11 protein-coding genes and 2 pseudogenes are annotated in these 16,016 nt (G+C 61.4%); 8 read left to right on the forward strand and 5 right to left on the reverse strand.

The window, feature by feature from the left end:
* Positions 1-12: 12 nt before the first annotated feature.
* From KU43P_RS00715 to wecB, 4 genes and pseudogenes are all read right to left on the reverse strand, one after another.
* Positions 13-2,793: an NfrA family protein gene (locus KU43P_RS00715; protein ID WP_317660603.1), complete on the reverse strand. Its 2,781-nt coding sequence runs from the start codon at positions 2,791-2,793 to the stop codon at positions 13-15.
* An 83-nt stretch (positions 2,794-2,876) separates the two neighbouring features.
* Positions 2,877-4,523 (reverse strand): annotated as a pseudogene (locus KU43P_RS00720) (glycosyl transferase family protein); the annotation flags it as partial.
* A gap of 16 nt (positions 4,524-4,539) precedes the next feature.
* Complete coding sequence (locus KU43P_RS00725) at positions 4,540-6,720, reverse strand: hypothetical protein (RefSeq protein ID WP_317660604.1); 2,181 nt, start codon at positions 6,718-6,720, stop codon at positions 4,540-4,542.
* Between the two features lie 316 nt (positions 6,721-7,036).
* Positions 7,037-8,173, reverse strand: a complete 1,137-nt coding sequence (gene wecB / locus KU43P_RS00730; RefSeq protein ID WP_317660605.1) for a non-hydrolyzing UDP-N-acetylglucosamine 2-epimerase — start codon at positions 8,171-8,173, stop codon at positions 7,037-7,039.
* A gap of 316 nt (positions 8,174-8,489) precedes the next feature.
* On the opposite strand from wecB, the gene KU43P_RS00735 reads away from it, so the two are divergent.
* From KU43P_RS00735 to KU43P_RS00765, 7 genes and pseudogenes are all read left to right on the forward strand, one after another.
* Positions 8,490-9,389 (forward strand): TauD/TfdA dioxygenase family protein, encoded by a 900-nt coding sequence (locus tag KU43P_RS00735; protein ID WP_317660606.1) that lies wholly within the window; start codon positions 8,490-8,492, stop codon positions 9,387-9,389.
* 17 nt (positions 9,390-9,406) lie between these two features.
* Positions 9,407-10,426 carry an ABC transporter substrate-binding protein gene (locus KU43P_RS00740; RefSeq protein WP_317660607.1) on the forward strand — a complete coding sequence of 340 codons (1,020 nt, stop codon included), beginning with the start codon at positions 9,407-9,409 and terminating at the stop codon, positions 10,424-10,426.
* 6 nt (positions 10,427-10,432) lie between these two features.
* A complete protein-coding gene (locus KU43P_RS00745; RefSeq protein ID WP_317660608.1) occupies positions 10,433-11,296 on the forward strand; it encodes an ABC transporter ATP-binding protein in 864 nt (287 codons plus the stop codon).
* 14 nt (positions 11,297-11,310) lie between these two features.
* Positions 11,311-12,174 (forward strand): ABC transporter permease, encoded by an 864-nt coding sequence (locus tag KU43P_RS00750; protein ID WP_317660609.1) that lies wholly within the window; start codon positions 11,311-11,313, stop codon positions 12,172-12,174.
* Positions 12,175-12,340: 166 nt separating this feature from the next.
* Positions 12,341-12,829: pseudogene (locus KU43P_RS00755) on the forward strand (Hcp family type VI secretion system effector).
* Between the two features lie 9 nt (positions 12,830-12,838).
* Positions 12,839-13,813: a hypothetical protein gene (locus tag KU43P_RS00760; protein ID WP_317660610.1), complete on the forward strand. Its 975-nt coding sequence runs from the start codon at positions 12,839-12,841 to the stop codon at positions 13,811-13,813.
* Positions 13,810-14,193 (forward strand): hypothetical protein, encoded by a 384-nt coding sequence (locus KU43P_RS00765; RefSeq protein WP_317660611.1) that lies wholly within the window; start codon positions 13,810-13,812, stop codon positions 14,191-14,193. Before KU43P_RS00760 ends, KU43P_RS00765 begins: the two co-directional genes overlap by 4 nt.
* A 142-nt stretch (positions 14,194-14,335) precedes the next feature.
* Here KU43P_RS00765 and KU43P_RS00770 read toward each other — a convergent pair whose 3' ends face one another.
* On the reverse strand, positions 14,336-14,899 hold the full coding sequence (locus KU43P_RS00770; protein ID WP_317660612.1) for a WYL domain-containing protein: 564 nt from the start codon (positions 14,897-14,899) through the stop codon (positions 14,336-14,338).
* Positions 14,900-15,104: 205 nt separating this feature from the next.
* Here KU43P_RS00770 and KU43P_RS00775 point away from each other — a divergent pair, with 205 nt between their 5' ends.
* Positions 15,105-15,899 carry a tetratricopeptide repeat protein gene (locus KU43P_RS00775; protein WP_317660613.1) on the forward strand — a complete coding sequence of 265 codons (795 nt, stop codon included), beginning with the start codon at positions 15,105-15,107 and terminating at the stop codon, positions 15,897-15,899.
* The last annotated feature ends 117 nt before the right edge of the window (positions 15,900-16,016 follow it).

A 16,016-nucleotide genomic window follows, 5' to 3' on the forward strand; every position in this document is an offset into this window, starting at 1 on the left:
GGGCAGTGGTCCTCAATACGACAGAGTCAGGTTCATGAACAGCCCCTCGGCCCGATCGCTGGCACCGCCGCCGATGGCGAAGCGGTACTGGGCGGTCCAGTCCAGGTAGGAGCGGGGGGTGTGATAGTGGTCTTCGCGGAAGTAGTAGCGCAGGGCGACACCAGGGCCGGTGGCCATCGACCAGGAGCCCTGGTCGCGAGTCAGGGAGAAGCTTTCACCGTCGATGTCGTCTGCAAAAATGCCGCTTTTCCCTTTGAGATCACGGGCCTCATCCTTTTGCCAAATCACATCGGCCGCACCCACCAGGTGGGGGAAAAGGACAAGGTTGGGTGAGATACCGGCAAGCCGGAAACTGCGCCCCAGGCGAATCTCGTTGCTCAAGAAAAGCTGTTGGCGCTTCAGTCGACCTGAAGCTTGAGCGAGTTCGTCGGTCCGCGACCCTTCAGTGTCGACATCGTACATTGTGAATTTCGCGGAGTTGTCTTCCAACGAATAACCCAGCTGCGAGTATGCATCGACTGTCCACCAGTCGGGCTCCATGCGCAGCTCAGTCCCTCGGTAGAATCCGTAGGTGGCATAGGCCAACCAACCGCCAGCGCTGTCCTTGAGCTTGTAAGTCATCAATGCGCCGTTGATGCGATTGATACCTTGCTCATCACGCCTTGCATTCTCTTGTGCAATCGCAGTCTGGATCTCACATCTGACGCTGTTCTTGGCAGGGTTGGCAGTACCTTCTCGAGTAGCCGAGCCCAAGAGGAATCGCCGCTCCAGGCCAAAGGTGAAGCCGGTGTCGGACAACGCGTAGCGCACGCCAAGAGAGCCAATAGTGCTCGGGAAGCCACTAACGGACTTCGAGTCACTCGTGCCGTTGTCGTCTACTGCCTGCTTGCTGCACGGGTCTATCGCGCCTTCGGATTTGAACCGTCCCCCCTCGTCCCACAAGGTATTGCTCAACCGCCCATACACTTCCAGCACACCGTTTTGGTCATTGAACTGGCTTGGCCGCCAGTAAAGCTCCGCAGTGCTGAACACCGAGTCGCCCGCAGAGCTTTGCCCGGCGTTGGCGATGGTGGTGGTGGGGCGTGCGCCACGGTAGCTCGTGGTCACGGTTGCGCCCCACTCTCGGTCGAATCCGGTGATGGCGCTGCGCGTGTTGTGGCGTTGCTGTTCATCCAGTTCGAGCGTGCCGTGATCGTCCATGTCGATTGCGTGCTTGAGCTGACGCACTGCGGCAGGTTTATCACCCATGGCCGATAGCGCGTAGGCTTCATCGAGGATCGCTGTTTTCGGCGCCTTGCCAGTGTCGCGGGCTGCGCGAAAATCTTCGCGCGCCCGCTCGGGTTGAGCGGTGCGCATGCGCAGGTAACCCCGCTGCATCAGCAGGTCGGCGTCACTGGGCGTGCGCGCAATGGCGTCGCTCAGGCGCTGCTCTGCTTCTGCGGCCTGGCTGGCATTGCCCGCTGCCAGCGCGGTGGTGAGCAGGCGCTGGAACTCCAGGTTGTCCGGGGCTTGTTCGGCGGCTTTGCGCGCTTGGCGAATAGCCTCCTGGTAGTCCTGCCGGGCATACGCTGCATAGGCTTCGGTTGCCGGGCCCGCAGCGCCACCGGCATCGGCAGGCAGCAGTTCGCACTGGGTGCCATAGGGCGTGTCCTGGCAGGACTGACGCGGGGCCGGGTAGTTGCTCAGGTTCAGCGCGGCAGCCGGGGCACGTGTATCGGCAATGGCTTCCTGGCGCTTGGCCACAGCTTCATCGGTGGCTTCCATCGGCGCCAGCAACTGCGTGGCGCGGGCCTTGTCGCCGCCAGCCAGGGCGGCATCGATGGCAATCAGGCGCACGTTGCGCCGCTGCTCTTCGTCGAGCCAGTCCTGAGCCAGGGCGCTGTCGAAGTCTTCATCGGCCCCCTGGGCATTACCCTGGAATTGGCGCAGGTAACCGCGCATCACGATCATCACGGTGCTTTCGTCATCGGCCTCCAGCGCCTCATTGGCAGCCTGTTCGGCCGCAGCGGGCTGATTGTCCAGCAGCAGCACGGTTACCAGCAGCAAGCGGTGGCTGGCGATGTCCGGCGCCAGGCGTACCGCTTCATGGGCCAGAGGTACGGCATCGCCCGGGCGGTTGGCGATCAGCGCTTGGTAGGCCTGTTCGGCGGGACGTACGGCCATGCGGCGGTTCAGCGTCTGGCGGCGTGCTTCCAGGTCACTGGTGTTGGGCGCGCCCAGGCTGATTGCCGTGCCAGCAGCCTGCGCCGCCTCCGGCCAACGCTGTTGTGCCTCGAGGCTGTCGAGCCAGAGCAAGGCCCACGCGCCCTGGCTCGGGTCGATACGGAAGGCCCGCTCGGCATCGTGCTCGGCTGCGGGCATGTTACCGGCGTTATAGGCAGCGTAGGCCTTGGTGGCGAGCGGAAAGCCCCGCTGGAAAGCTGCTGACGGCGCCTTGCCTGCGCTGACGGTAGTGTCTTGCAGGTTGGACACTGCTGCCTGCAGGCCTGGGTCACGAACGCCCCGCTTGATGGCGCTCTGGGCGGCTTGGCGGGCCTCATTGCGGCGGCCGAGTTTCTGAAGGGTATAGACTTTGAGCAAGTTCAGCCGCGGTACTTCAGGGCGCAGCTTGAGGGCGGCGTCTACTTGCTGCAGCGCATCGCGGTAGCGCCCCAGCTGATAGCTTCGGTAGGCAAGGTCGGCCTGCTCCCAGGCCACACCTTCCAATGGCGCCTCGGCGGCCAGGGCATTGGAGAGAGTGGCGCAGCTGAGCAGGGCACCGAACAGCAAGTGGGCGGGGCGAACGGAAATCATGTCAGTGCGGCAACCTGCTTCTGCTCTGTCGCTGGCGCGGCAGTGGGAGCTGTCATCGGGGCGGGCGCTTCGGGCTCGCCATTTTCCTGCTGGAAGAGAATCGCTTCCTGGAGCGTGTCGGCGTCCAGGTAACCGTGCTCGAGCAGGATCTGCCCCAGAGGCTTGTGTTGTTCGGCCTGTGCCTTGAGCGCATGGCCTAAGGTTTCTTCATCGATGGCTCGCCACGACACCAGCAGTTCGCCAAGACGCAGGCGCTGTTGCTGCAGCTGGTCGGCCGATGGGAAGTCGTGCATGGTCTTGTCCCATACCAGCGGCTTGCCGAGGAACAGGTAGCCCAGGTACAGGCGCCAGGCGCGCGCTGCAGCCATCGCGTTGATGAAATTGCCGATGATCATCCTCGGCCCTGACAGCAAGGCATGTTCCCAGCCATACAGGCTGCCGACAAAATAGGCGCGCTGAAGGATACGCAGGCTCAACGCCAGTGTGTTGGCCCACATCAGGTCGAGCAGGCCGCTGTTGGGTGCGAACGCCGAGGGGAAGAACACCTTCCAGTGCCCGGTAGCGCTGATGGCCAGAAACACCAGGTGCTGGGCCAGCAATACGTAGGCAAGGATCGCGATGAACGAGGTGATCAGCCCCTTGCGGTCGCGGAACAGCAGGTACTTGGTCGCAAGCGAGCCTTCCCAGCCTACCTGGCTCCAGCCCTGCAGGCCGATGCCAAGGGTCCACCGGGCCTTTTGTCGGTAGGCGGTGCGGAAGGTGTCGGGGAAGTATTCACGTACCCCTAGCGGCATATGTACCGCCACCATCTTTTCCTTGCCGTTGCCGAACCAAGTGGTTCGCTTGGCCACATAGTCCACCGGGAACTTGCCGAAAATCTGCTTCATCCCGCGCCGCGCCAGGCGCGCGCCGATGTCGTAGTCTTCGGTGAGGGTGTCGGTGTTGAAGGGCTGGTTGTTGGTTTCCGCCGACAATTCCAGCAGCGCCTTGCGCGAGAAACAGGTACCCACGCCAGCGGATGGCACCATGCGCGACATGCTTTCGCGCACCACCAGGTCTTTGGTGTGCCACTCGGCAAACTCGTCCATGTAGGTACCGGCCACCAGTTCGTACCAGTCACGCTCAAGGGAGGTTACCGGCAGCTGAATGAAGTCGATGCGAGGCAGCAGGTAGTTGAAGTAGTGCAGTTCCAGGCGGTGCAGTACATCTTCGCTGTCGTGCAGGATGACCCCGGCGAACGGCTCGGGCATGCGCGCATCCTGGGCGAAGATAGCCTGGATGATCCAGTTCAGGCAGTCGGCCTTGCAGGTGGGGCCGTCATGGGGCACCTCCACACGTATCAACTGCTTGTAGCGGCGCCGCATGCGCTCCACTTCATCGATGGTGCGCTGATCGTTGCAATATGTGCCGACGAAAATGTAGTAGTTCTTGTAGTCCAGCGAACCGACCATGTTCTCCAGCATTGGCGCGATCACGTCGTACTCCAGCCAGGCTGGAATCATGATTGCCAAGGGTTGCTCTGGCTTGGCGCGCAGCTGCTCCACCGTCAGCGCCTGGTAGCGCTTGCGACGGATCAGCAGCTTGCGGTAAGTCTGGCGTACCCAGTACCAGATATCGATGAACAGGTCATCGAGGCTGGAGAGCAGAATCAGTACCCCGACGCACGCGGTGACGATCTCCAGGATGCGGTAGTAGTCCGCCAGCAGGTACGGCCAGTAAAGAGAGGACATGGTCGTTTACCTGGCCTTATTTGCCTTTGTGTTTCAGGCGCATTCTGCGCGCCACCACACCCAGCACCAGCAGGATCAGGACGATGCCGGAAAGGGTCGGCAGTGCCCACACCAATTGCTTGCGCCACTGATGGAACGGCGTGCCGCTGAGGTTGAGCTCTGGATCACTGGTGTCGACCCAGGTCAGCGGCCCCTGTTCACCCACGACCACGGCATTGCCCTGGGTCAGCAGGAACGGTACCTGCGGGACCATGTCGGGGTTGCCGAGGCTGTTCCACAGCACACCGTTCTGGCCGCTGGAACTGACCACCGACAACGTACCCAGGCCCTGCGGGCCTTGCAGGTCGAGGGCCAGGCGCTCATCGCCCTGGGCTTGCAGGCGCTGTAGCTCGGCAACGCCCAGCACCGGCTTGGCGCCTGGCAGTTGAACGTCCATCGCCAGGAAAGGTTTTGCTGGCGCTATCTCACTTTTGCCATCACCAAACACCAGTTCGGCATTGACGGGTGACACCGACGCAGCGCTGGCCAGGCGGATCAGTTTGCCGAGGCTAGCAACGGGAGTGTTCAGGACCGATGGGTTGACGATCACCTGAGGCTTGCCGGCCAGCAGCGGCAGCAGGCCGATAAAGGTGCCGTCGGGTTCGGCATCTGCCGAGGTCAGGTAGCTGCTGGGCAGCACGTTGACCGGATAGGCTTGCGGTACTTCGGCACAATGTGGCGAGGAGGGCTGGCGCTGGAAGCGTACTTGCACGGTGTTGGTCACACCCATCGCGTAGCCGGGGATGCGCGCCTTGAGGCGCTCGGGGCTGCCGTCGGCATCCAGTTGTGCGGCGTTGAGCAGTACGTTGTTCCAGATCACGGAGGCCACCGGCGGGGTGCTGCCAGCACCCGGCGCGGCTGCCAGGTCGAGGTTCAACTCCCCCGGCATGCGGCCGTTCACCGATACGGCGCTGAGCGGGAAGGTGGCGGTCCACTCACCGCGGCTTACCACATCGAACGTGCCGAAATTGCCGCCCAAAGTGCTCAGGCGCAGATGCCCGTGCTCGTTTCGCAAGGTTTCGCCTACATCCTTGACCTCTGCCTGGCGCGACACCAACACGTTACGCCAGTGGCCATCGAACACACCGGCGGCCTTGGCGCCAGCGTCGGCAGCCACAGCTACCAACGCCTGGCGGCCCAGGCTCAAGAGCTGCATCTGCTGGGTTGGCAATGCACCGGCGGCAAGGCTGGCGCGCTGCTTGCGCCATTGCGCCAGCGCGCCGAGCGCATCCTGGTCACCTTGCAGCTGCTGGTCCAGGGCATCCAGGGCGGTATTGATCTGACTGACCAGCGCGGCATCGGCGATAGCCAGGTCAGCGCGAGTGGCAGGTGTGTCGAGCAGCAGCAGGGCACCCAGTTCGGCAGGGTTGGCCAGCGTATGCGACTGCTTGCCGGCAAGTGCTGCAAACGCCGGGACTTTTGCCAGGGCGGCCGGTACGTCAACACCCGCCAGTTGAACGTTGTCACCCACTTGAGGGAATGCGCGGACCAGCGCACGGCGCGAGCTGCGCTCCAGTGCCACGCCCAGGCGCCACGCGCTGTCAAAGCTGTTGCGCTCCAATGTTCCTGCAGCCACGAGTATTACCGATTCGCCGGGCAGGGAGCTCCAGGCTTCGGCCAGACTGCTCAGCGCAGACATGGAATAGCGGTAGCTCAGGCGCGTCTGCGGTGACAGGGTGAGCACGTTCGCTGTAGCCCGTGGCGGGGTGCAGAAGTCCTGGGAAACCGGCGAGCTCCAGTCCAGGGTGAAGCTGACGAAGCCACTGGCGTGCTTGCCACTGTCCACTGGCAAGGTGCGGCCCAGATCTCCTTCAGCGCGGTTGACGCGTTCGGCCACGCGGGGTTGGCCATCCACGGCCAGGCGCAGGGTTGCAGGTTGCTCTTCGCCTTTTATGAACTGGCCCTTGAGTTCGATCTGCGCTTCGCTGATCGCCACTCCTCTGGGTACGGGCAGGAAAAACGCCTGGCGGTTGTCGGCCTGGTCGAGCACTACCGGGTTGGTGATCCCCAGGTCCTTGAGCGACACGCTACGCGAAACCCAGTCTTGTGCTGTCAGTGCCTGCAAGGCATCGCTGACAGGTGTGGCTTGGGCGAGCAGAGGGGAGGTCAGGGCAGCGCTCAGAACGGCGAACTGCAAACGGCGAGGCGTGTGGCTCAACGATCTAGTCCTTGCAAATATTCAGTGGCGTTGGCAGCCGTCAAAAGGCATGCAAACGTGTGCGCAGACAGGCGCGAAAATGCGCACGTCTTTGCGTGGGGCTCTGGAAAATCAGTAGGAGCTGGGGGCGCGAAAGGCCATGGATCCTTCCTATGAGCGCGATGCCACTTCCTGAAGACATCGGATGCGTACTCTCTAATATCAAAGTGCCTATGTCAATATTTTGGTGCTTATTGGTATGCCAATGCGATAAATGGGGGGTGCGCAAAAAAGTCGCCGTCGTTTTTTTGACGGCGACCCGTATTTTCAAACCGTTTCAGTGCCCACGAAAAGGTTCAAATGGCCGTCCCAGCAGGGCGTTGACGATGCGCTGGCTGGCTTTGCCATCACCATAGGGATTCACGCTGCGCGCGACCTGGGCATATAAGCCGGCATCATCCAGAAATGCTTGCACCGCCTGCACGATGCGATCGCTGTCGGTACCTACCAGCTTCACTGTGCCGGCTTCCACCGCCTCAGGGCGCTCGGTGGTATTGCGCATTACCAGTACCGGCTTGCCCAGATGGGGTGCTTCTTCCTGTACACCACCAGAGTCGGTAAGCACCAGGTAGGCGCGGCGCATGAACCACACGAACTCCAGGTAATCCAGCGGGTCGATCAGGTGCACATTGGGGTTGTCACCCAGCACCGTCATGACCACATCGCGGACTTGAGGATTGAGGTGTACCGGATAAACGATCTGTACATCGTCGCGTTGGGCGAGCTGGCCCAGCGCCTGGCAGATCTGCCGGAATCCGTCGCCGAAATTTTCGCGGCGGTGGCCAGTCACCAGCACTAGGCGACGGCGTGCATCGAGCCAAGGATAGCGACGCGCAAACCCTTCGCCGATCTGCGGCTCACGGTCCAGTTTCTGCACGGTCAAGTCCAGCGCGTCGATCACGGTATTGCCAGTAATGTGAATCTGCCCTTGCAGATTTTCCTGCAGCAGGTTGTCGCGCGATGTAACGGTGGGGGCGAACAGCCAGCGGCCCATCACGTCCACCACCCGGCGGTTCATCTCCTCGGGGAATGGCTGGGTCAGGTCGCCAGTACGCAGGCCTGCTTCGACATGGCCGATGGCGATGCCTCGGTGAAAGGCCGCCAGGCAGCATGCTGTTGCAGTGGTGGTATCGCCATGCACCAGCACGCAGTCGGGTTTCAGCTCTTCGAGCAGGGCATCGATGCGCGTCATCAGGCGGGCGAAGAGGCCGTTCAGCGTTTGCCCCGGGACCATCACGTCCAGGTCGTGGTCTACCGGAATGGCAAACAATTGAAGCACTTGATCGAGCATCTGCCGGTGCTGGCCAGTACTGCAGACGATACTTTCGACGCCCTCAGTCTGTGCCAGGGTCTTGACCAGAGGTGCCATTTTTATGGCTTCTGGGCGAGTGCCGAACAGCGTCAGAACTTTCATCTAGCACGACTCCACGAGTAAACGGTTGGTTGAAGGTGGCAAATGATACCGGATTGCCATTAACCGAAATTGACATGACCACCAGAAGTAACGTTTTTCCCATGCCGGCATCAACTGGCCTCCCTGGCGGGTCATGGGTAGTCATATTGATATGCACTATGGGTATTTAAATAATTTTTCTTATGCCTTTATAGTTCATCCCACTGCGTACCCGTCGACCAATCGATGCGCCGCACGACTTGAACCCACACGGGAAATCCCCGTGCGTTTCTGATCGTTGCGCGCCATGAAGTCGCGCACTGCGTGGGAGTGAACAATGTCCGCCGCCTCGAACGCCTTGTCGTCCATCGACAGCGCCCAGCCGCAAAGCTTCGAAATCCGTCCGTTCTCGGGCGCCGTCGGCGCCGAGATCATTGGCCTGGACCTGGCCAAGCCGGTCAATGCCGTGGATTTCAGCCGTATCCACCGTGCCCACCTTGACCACCACGTGCTGGTGTTCCGTGACCAGCGAATCAGCCCACAGCAGCAGATCGCCTTCAGCCGCCGCTTCGGTGAGCTGCAGATCCACGTGCTCAAGCAGTTCCTGCTGGTTGGGCACCCCGAGATCCTGATCGTTTCCAACATCATCGAGAATGGCCAGAACATCGGCCTGGGCGATGCTGGCAAGTTCTGGCACTCGGACCTCTCCTATAAAGAACTCCCAAGCCTCGGCTCCATGCTCCACGCGCAGGAATTGCCCAGCGAAGGTGGCGACACCCTGTTCGCCGACATGCACAAAGCATGGGACGCCGTGCCTGAAGCGCTGCGCAAGGTGGTCGAGGGCCGCGATGCCGCGCACTCCTACACCGCCCGTTACGCCGAGACCAAGTTCGAAGGTAACTGGCGACCGACGCTGACCGCCGAGCAACTGGCCCAGGTTCAGGAAGTGATCCACCCGGTCGTGCGTACCCACCCGGAAAACGGTCGCAAGGCGCTGTTCGTCAGCGAAGGCTTCACCACCCGCATCGTCGGGCTGCCCGCCGATGAAAGCCGCGATGTACTGCAGCAGCTCTACGCCCTGAGCGTGCTGGAGCAGAACATCTACCGCCACCAGTGGCAGCCCCACGACCTGGTGTTCTGGGATAACCGTTCGCTCATCCACCTGGCCACCGGTTGCCCCGCGCACCTGCGGCGCAAGCTGTTGCGCACCACCATCCAGGGCGATGCCCCGTTCTGACGACTGAGGAATACATCATGCGCAAATCCATCAGCCGCCTGGCGGCAAGCATCGGCCTGGGCGCCAGTCTGGTCGTTGGCAGCCTTGCGGCGCCCACCGTGGCTCATGCCGAAGGCAAGATCCGCATCGCCGAGCAATTCGGCATCGTCTACCTGCTGCTCAACGTGGTGCGTGACCAGCACCTGATCGAAAAACATGGCAAGGAGCAGGGCATCGACATCGATGTCGACTGGGCCCAGCTCTCCGGCGGCGCCGCGATCAACGATGCGCTGCTGTCCGGCTCGGTGGACATCGCCGGTGCCGGCGTCGGCCCGCTGCTGACCGTGTGGGACCGCACCCAAGGCCGGCAGAACGTCAAGGCCGTGGCTTCGCTGGGCAACTTCCCGTACTACCTGGTCAGCAGCAACCCGAACGTGAAGACCATCGCCGATATCTCCGACAAGGACCGCATTGCCGTACCTGCGGTGGGTGTTTCGGTGCAGTCGCGCTTCCTGCAGTACGCCGCTGCCCAGCAGTGGGGCGACAAGGAATTCAACCGCCTCGACAAGTACACCTTGGCCGTGCCGCACCCGGATGCCACCGCCGCCTTGCTGGCCGGCGGCACCGAGCTCAACGGGCACTTCTCCAACCCGCCGTTCCAGGACCAGGCGCTGGCCAACAAGAATGTGCATGTGGTGCTCAACAGCTATGACCTGCTCGGCCCCAACTCGCCGACCCTGCTGTTCGCCACCGAGAAATTCCGCAACGACAACCCCAAGACCTACAAGGCCTTCGTCGATGCCTTGGCTGAAGCCGCAGACTTCGCCCAGAAGGACAAGGCAGCCGCCGCCGATACCTACATCCGCGTGACCAAGGCCAAGATCGACCGCGACGCGCTGATCAAGCTGATCGACAACCCGCAGTACGAGTTCACCGTCACGCCGAAGAACACCTACAAGCTCGCCGACTTCCTTTACCGGGTGGGCGCCATCAAGCACAAGCCGGAATCGTGGAAGGACTACTTCTTCCAGGACGAACGCCCGCTGCAGGGGAGCTGACCACCGATGACCGCCCCATTGCCAGGCCACACGGCCAGCAACCTGAGCCGTGTCGCTACACCCGCGTTGCTCAAGGTGGATAACCTGAGCCTCGAATACCGCACCGCGCAGCGCGTGGTGCGGGCCACTCACCAGGTCAGCTTCGAAATCGACCGGGCCGACCGCTTCGTGCTGCTCGGCCCGTCCGGTTGCGGCAAGTCGACCTTGCTCAAGGCTGTGGCCGGCTTCATCAGCCCCCAGGAAGGGCAGATTCTGCTGCAGGGCCAGCCGGTCAAGGGCCCCGGCCCCGATCGCATCGTGGTGTTCCAGGAGTTCGACCAGCTGCCGCCGTGGAAGACGGTGAAGCAGAACGTGATGTTCCCGTTGCTGGTCTCCGGCCAGCTCAAGCGCGCCGAGGCCGAAGAGCGGGCGCTGCATTACCTGGACAAGGTTGGCCTCGCGGCATTTGCCGATGCCTACCCGCATACGTTATCGGGCGGCATGAAGGCGCGCGTGGCGATTGCCCGGGCCCTGGCCACCCAGCCGAAGATCCTGCTGATGGACGAACCGTTCGCCGCCCTCGATGCGCTGACCCGGCGCAAGATGCAGGAAGAGTTGCTGCTGCTGTGGGAGGAGGTGCGCTTCACCTTGCTGTTCGTTACCCACTCCATCGAAGAAGCGCTGGTGGTCGGCAACCGCATCCTGCTGCTGTCACCGCACCCTGGTCGCGTGCGGGCCGAGGTGCACAGCCACCAGTACGACCTCGGCAGCCTCGGCGCCAGTGACTTCCAGGCCAGCGCCCGGCGCATCCATCGGCTGCTGTTCGACGAGGCCCAAGCCCCTGAACAGGCCGATGACCTCGGCTTCAACGACATCCGTATCGCCTACTGACAGGAGCTTCAGCCATGACCACTACCCCTGTAAGGCAGGAATACGAGGTGCAGCTGGAGCCGCTGCTCAGTGTGCCTGTGGAACGCAACCTGCCGCTGGCCCAGCGCCTGTGGCAGCACGGTTGGCTACGCAAGGCGCTGATCCTCGTGGTGATCGCCGCGCTGTGGGAGGGCATCGCCCGCTACCAGGGCAACGACCTGCTGCTGCCGACCTTCCTGCAGACCGCAGCCGCCCTTTGGGACGGCCTTGTCAGCGGGGAGCTGCCGGCCAAGGTCGGCGTGTCGCTGGTGATCCTGCTCAAGGGCTATGTGCTGGGTATCGTCCTGGCCTTCGGCCTCACCAGCCTGGCTGTGTCGACCCAGCTAGGCCGCGATCTGCTGGGCACGCTGACGTCGATGTTCAACCCGCTGCCGGCCATTGCCCTGCTGCCGTTGGCCCTGCTGTGGTTCGGGCTGGGCGACAACAGCCTGATTTTCGTGCTGGTGCATTCGGTGCTCTGGGCGCTGGCGCTCAATACCTACGCGGGCTTTCTCGGCGTCTCGGAAACCTTGCGCATGGCCGGGCGCAACTATGGCCTCAAAGGGCTGCGGCTGGTACTGCACATCCTGGTGCCGGCGGCGCTGCCGTCGATCCTGTCGGGGCTGAAGATCGGCTGGGCCTTCGCCTGGCGCACCTTGATCGCTGCCGAACTGGTGTTCGGCGCCAGCAGCGGCAAGGGCGGGCTGGGGTGGTACATCTTCCAGAACCGCAACGAGCTGTACACCGACAAGGTGTTTGCTGGGTTGGCGGTGGTGATCCTGATCGGGCTACTGGTGGAGGGGTTGGTGTTCAATACCCTGGAGCGGCTGACTGTGCGGCGCTGGGGGATGCAGCGGTAAACAGCAAGGTACTCGCTATCGGTGCATCTGTAGGAAACGTCTGAAATTATCGCTGATCTCCTTTAAACGATTGCGGGTCTCCCTCCTCGAGCCTAGCCTTCTCCTCTCGCGACGGTCGCATCAAGTGACCTTCACCCCCTCCAATCGTTTACAGGGAGCAGTGAACATGGCTTTCGATGCCTACATTCAAATCGCCGAAATCCCGGGCGAAGCAAAGGACGAGCAGTACACCCACTGGATCGAGATTCTCGGCTACACGTTCGGTACCAGCTAAAGCACGTCGGCTACCGCCAGCTCCGCTGGCGGCGCCACTTCCGGGCGCGTCAGCCTGAGCAATCTGACCTTCACCAAGTACCTGGACAGTGCCAGTTGCAAACTGCTCGAAGCCAGTTGCGCCGGGCAGCATCTGAAAGAAGTGAAACTGGTCGTCTGCCGGGCCGGTAGTGACAAGCTCAAGTACTACGAAGTGGTGCTCGAAGAAGTGCTCATCGCCGACTACGCACAAAGTGCGCACGCAGGCGTGCCGACCGAAATCGTCCAGCTCGACTACGGCCGTATCAAGACCACCTACACACGGCAGCAGCGCGTCGATGGTGGTGCGGGCGGCAACGTGACCGGTGGCTGGGACCGGATCGCCAACAAGAAGTTTGCGTGAGGGATGGCCATGTCAGAGGCACGCAGCTTCATAAATCCCAGGGCGCAAAACTACGCCACGCTCAAGAACGGCACGCCGATGAACGCCAATCAGCGCGCCAAGTTCGATGTGTTGAATGCGCATATTGTCAATACAGTGGTATTTGCGGGCGAACTGGTGATCGTGGGTGACCCGAGCACACCATCCTGCACCAGCCATGAGGCCTTTCTCATGGCCAAGGCGGTGGGCATCCACCATGACATCGTGTTCAACGGCGGGGGCGTTGATGGTTTTCTGCTGGAGAACTTCGAGATGCTGCAGAGTTTGCTGGCCCATGCATCGATGGGGGCAGGGGCAGCGAGCGATGGCTGGGCTCGGCATCTGGGTGCGATCAAGAAGACGCTGGAACAGATCGAGCAACTGCACCGTGAGCATATGAGTGGAGGTGCATTCAGGGCGCGGGAAGCGTTCTATGCCAAGCGTGCGGTGCTGTTCAGCACGCTGGATGAACAGCTTGGGAAGACCGCCGCTTATGGCTCTGGTCTACGAAACCAAGGATCGATCAAGCGGCTGCTGCAGCTTTCCACCAAGCGCTTTTTGAGTAGCGGGGAGATTTCCGGATACGCCGAGAAGGTAACGGGAGTGGCGAGGGCTGCGAATCTGATCAAGAAAGGGGCATACATTGGGGTTGCATTGGATGTGGCGGCGACCGGGTTGTCTATTCACAATGCATGTACCCTAGGTCGTGAAGATGAGTGCAGGAAGGCAAAGTACGTCGAGTTGAGCGGTTTGACAGGAAGCCTATCTGGCAGCGCTGCTGGAGGGGTCATAGGGGGCGCTATAGTAAGTGCCGCGTGTGTGGCACTCAGTATTCCCTCTGCTGGTAGTGCCGGTGTTGCATGCGCTGTTATTGGCGGTGCTGTAGGGGGTAAGTACGGAGGTGATTTAGGGAAGGAGTGGTTCGGCGCGCTCGGGGAGATAGTGTATGAAAGGACGCTCGAATGAAGTCGACAGCCGAAGTAATGATAATGTCTATGTTGCTAGTCTGGATGATGATCGGCGTGGTCCTTATGATTTATTTTGCATGCAGGTATCTCGATCTGATTGAGTCAAAGCTTTCAGGGTGTAGTTATGTGCGTGATAATCAGCTGAATTTTTCATCAGCGGGGCTTTTAGGCAGGGTGTTGCGTACCTGCTTGGCCGCTAACATGCTTATGATGCCTTGGATCTTTGTCCGCAGAGGCGTTGCGGATGCTTCCGAAATATTGCGTTTTCCAAGGCGTTTGAAAGTTAAGATATTGCTCTCTTGGGGAGGGTTAATGGCTTCTACGATTCTATTTTTTGTTTCTCACAATGTTCTGAAGCTTTTAAGCTTGCCCAGTTGATTCCCTCAGCTCTATCTGTTCTTCGTAGGGGGTTAAAGTGTCTTTCAGCTATAAGCGGCTTGTACTCTACCTTCATGTCGCGATTGCAGGCCAGGTTATTAATCATGGGAAATCGAGACGTGCTGGTTGGTGAGCAGCAAGCTCAATGGACATCCTGATACTGTGCTGCCGCTTCAGCGAGTGTCCTGGCAATTTCCATGCGTAGCTGGCTCGGCTGCTCGATCACTACGCCTGCTCCCTGACTCAGTACCCACCAGCGCAACGCCCAGCCATCTTCCACGGTGGCCCGCAGCCGATGGCCCTGGTCCAGTGCTGTCAGCTGCATATCAATGCTCAACGGCGCTTCACGCAACTGCCGGGCCAAAGGGTCGCTGATCCAGGCCTGTATCTCGAAGCCTTCACCCTGCGCCGGCTGAAGCGACTCTTCGCGCAAATACCCCTGCAGATCGAAATTCCCACGCAACTCGCCAGCAACGTTTGCCGACCAATGCCAGCCAAACGGAATGCTCTTGTCATTACGCTCCAGCGGAAAGATCAGCGACAACTCGTTGAGGTCGCGCTCGACCGTGCGTTTGCTGACATGGAAGCCCACATCGCGCAGGCGCCACACCAGTTCGGCGCTGGTTATGCCCGGAGAGCGGCTGGGCAGCTGGCGCAGCATTGCCCATTGACGGCTGAGGGTGGCGCGGGTGGTGGCGAACGGCAAAAGGTAACGTCCTTGTCTAGGCTTGCCGCATTAGCATGGCGGCATGATCGGGTCATGGCAATTAGCCATGAATCGATCAGATCAACGAATACGCAATTGGTTGCCCCCGCCGATTCGTTCGCGACAGGTTTTGACGTGACGTCACGCAGAATCACGCCTCATCACAGCCGCGGTCGGGCCTGTGGGTCGTTCAATGAGGATGAACATGTCTGCTGTCAGCAATATCCATTCGCTGCTCGCCCGTCTCCTGCCTGAGCAGGTCATTTGCGCACCGACACCGCCGCGCAGGCGGCAGCGGCTGTTCGCAGGCGTCGGGTTGCCCAGCCAACGGGCATTGCTGGTCAGCCGGCTGGATGAAGCTGCCGACCTGCAGGTGGTGTATGCCGATCTGCGGCAACTGGCGCTGGCAGGTAATGTGGCGGCGCTCAATGACTTGGGCTGGATCTGGCTCAACGGCAAGTATTGGCGCGCCGACACCGTGCTGGCCGGGCACCTGCTGCGTATGGCTGCGCTGCAAGGCAATGCAGCAGCCTGGTTCAACCTGGGCCAGCAGCATTACTTCGGCAAAGGCGTCGAGACGTCCTACGTGCAGGCGGCAGAGTGTTATCGGCAGGCTTTCGAGCGCGGCATGCTGCATGCGGCAGCTGCGCTTGGCGATCTGTACGAGGAAGAGGTGTGCGATGCCGCTTTTGGCTGGCAGGTCGATCTGGTGCAGGGCTACCAGTGGTTCTTCCGTGGCGCTGAAAGGGGAGAAGCGCGTTGTCGTTTCGAGGTGGGCTATCGTTTGCTGCATGGCCTGAGTGTGGATGCGGATATCAAGGCCGGGTTGTACTGGCTGGAGCTGGCGGCGGCCACCGGGGTGATGCAGGCGGCCGAGGAGCTGGCGGTGCATTTCAGCCGCAGCGATGAGGCGCGCTACCTGGACTGGCGGGATCGGGCGGTACAAATGGGCAGTACGCTGGCGTTGGCGATGAAGCTCGAGGATCAGGTTCAGCCGTAGCGGCCCTATCGCCGGCAAGCCGGCTCCCACAGATACTCCGCTTTAGCTCACAGCAGCGGGGTACCTGTGGGCGCTGGCTTGCTAGCGATAGGGCCAGCGCAAACACCTTCAGGCTTC

Origin of the sequence: Pseudomonas sp. KU43P, assembly GCF_033095865.1 — a bacterium.
Taxonomy (GTDB): Bacteria; Pseudomonadota; Gammaproteobacteria; order Pseudomonadales; family Pseudomonadaceae; genus Aquipseudomonas.

Coding starts and splice junctions, on each gene's coding strand:
- KU43P_RS00735 (WP_317660606.1), top strand. CDS start 8,490: ATGTCCGCCGCCTCGAACGCCTTGTCGTCCATCGACAGCGCCCAGCCG.
- KU43P_RS00765 (WP_317660611.1), top strand. CDS start 13,810: ATGAAGTCGACAGCCGAAGTAATGATAATGTCTATGTTGCTAGTCTGG.
- wecB (WP_317660605.1), bottom strand. CDS start 8,173: ATGAAAGTTCTGACGCTGTTCGGCACTCGCCCAGAAGCCATAAAAATG.
- KU43P_RS00750 (WP_317660609.1), top strand. CDS start 11,311: ATGACCACTACCCCTGTAAGGCAGGAATACGAGGTGCAGCTGGAGCCG.
- KU43P_RS00745 (WP_317660608.1), top strand. CDS start 10,433: ATGACCGCCCCATTGCCAGGCCACACGGCCAGCAACCTGAGCCGTGTC.
- KU43P_RS00715 (WP_317660603.1), bottom strand. CDS start 2,793: ATGATTTCCGTTCGCCCCGCCCACTTGCTGTTCGGTGCCCTGCTCAGC.
- KU43P_RS00760 (WP_317660610.1), top strand. CDS start 12,839: ATGTCAGAGGCACGCAGCTTCATAAATCCCAGGGCGCAAAACTACGCC.
- KU43P_RS00740 (WP_317660607.1), top strand. CDS start 9,407: ATGCGCAAATCCATCAGCCGCCTGGCGGCAAGCATCGGCCTGGGCGCC.
- KU43P_RS00775 (WP_317660613.1), top strand. CDS start 15,105: ATGTCTGCTGTCAGCAATATCCATTCGCTGCTCGCCCGTCTCCTGCCT.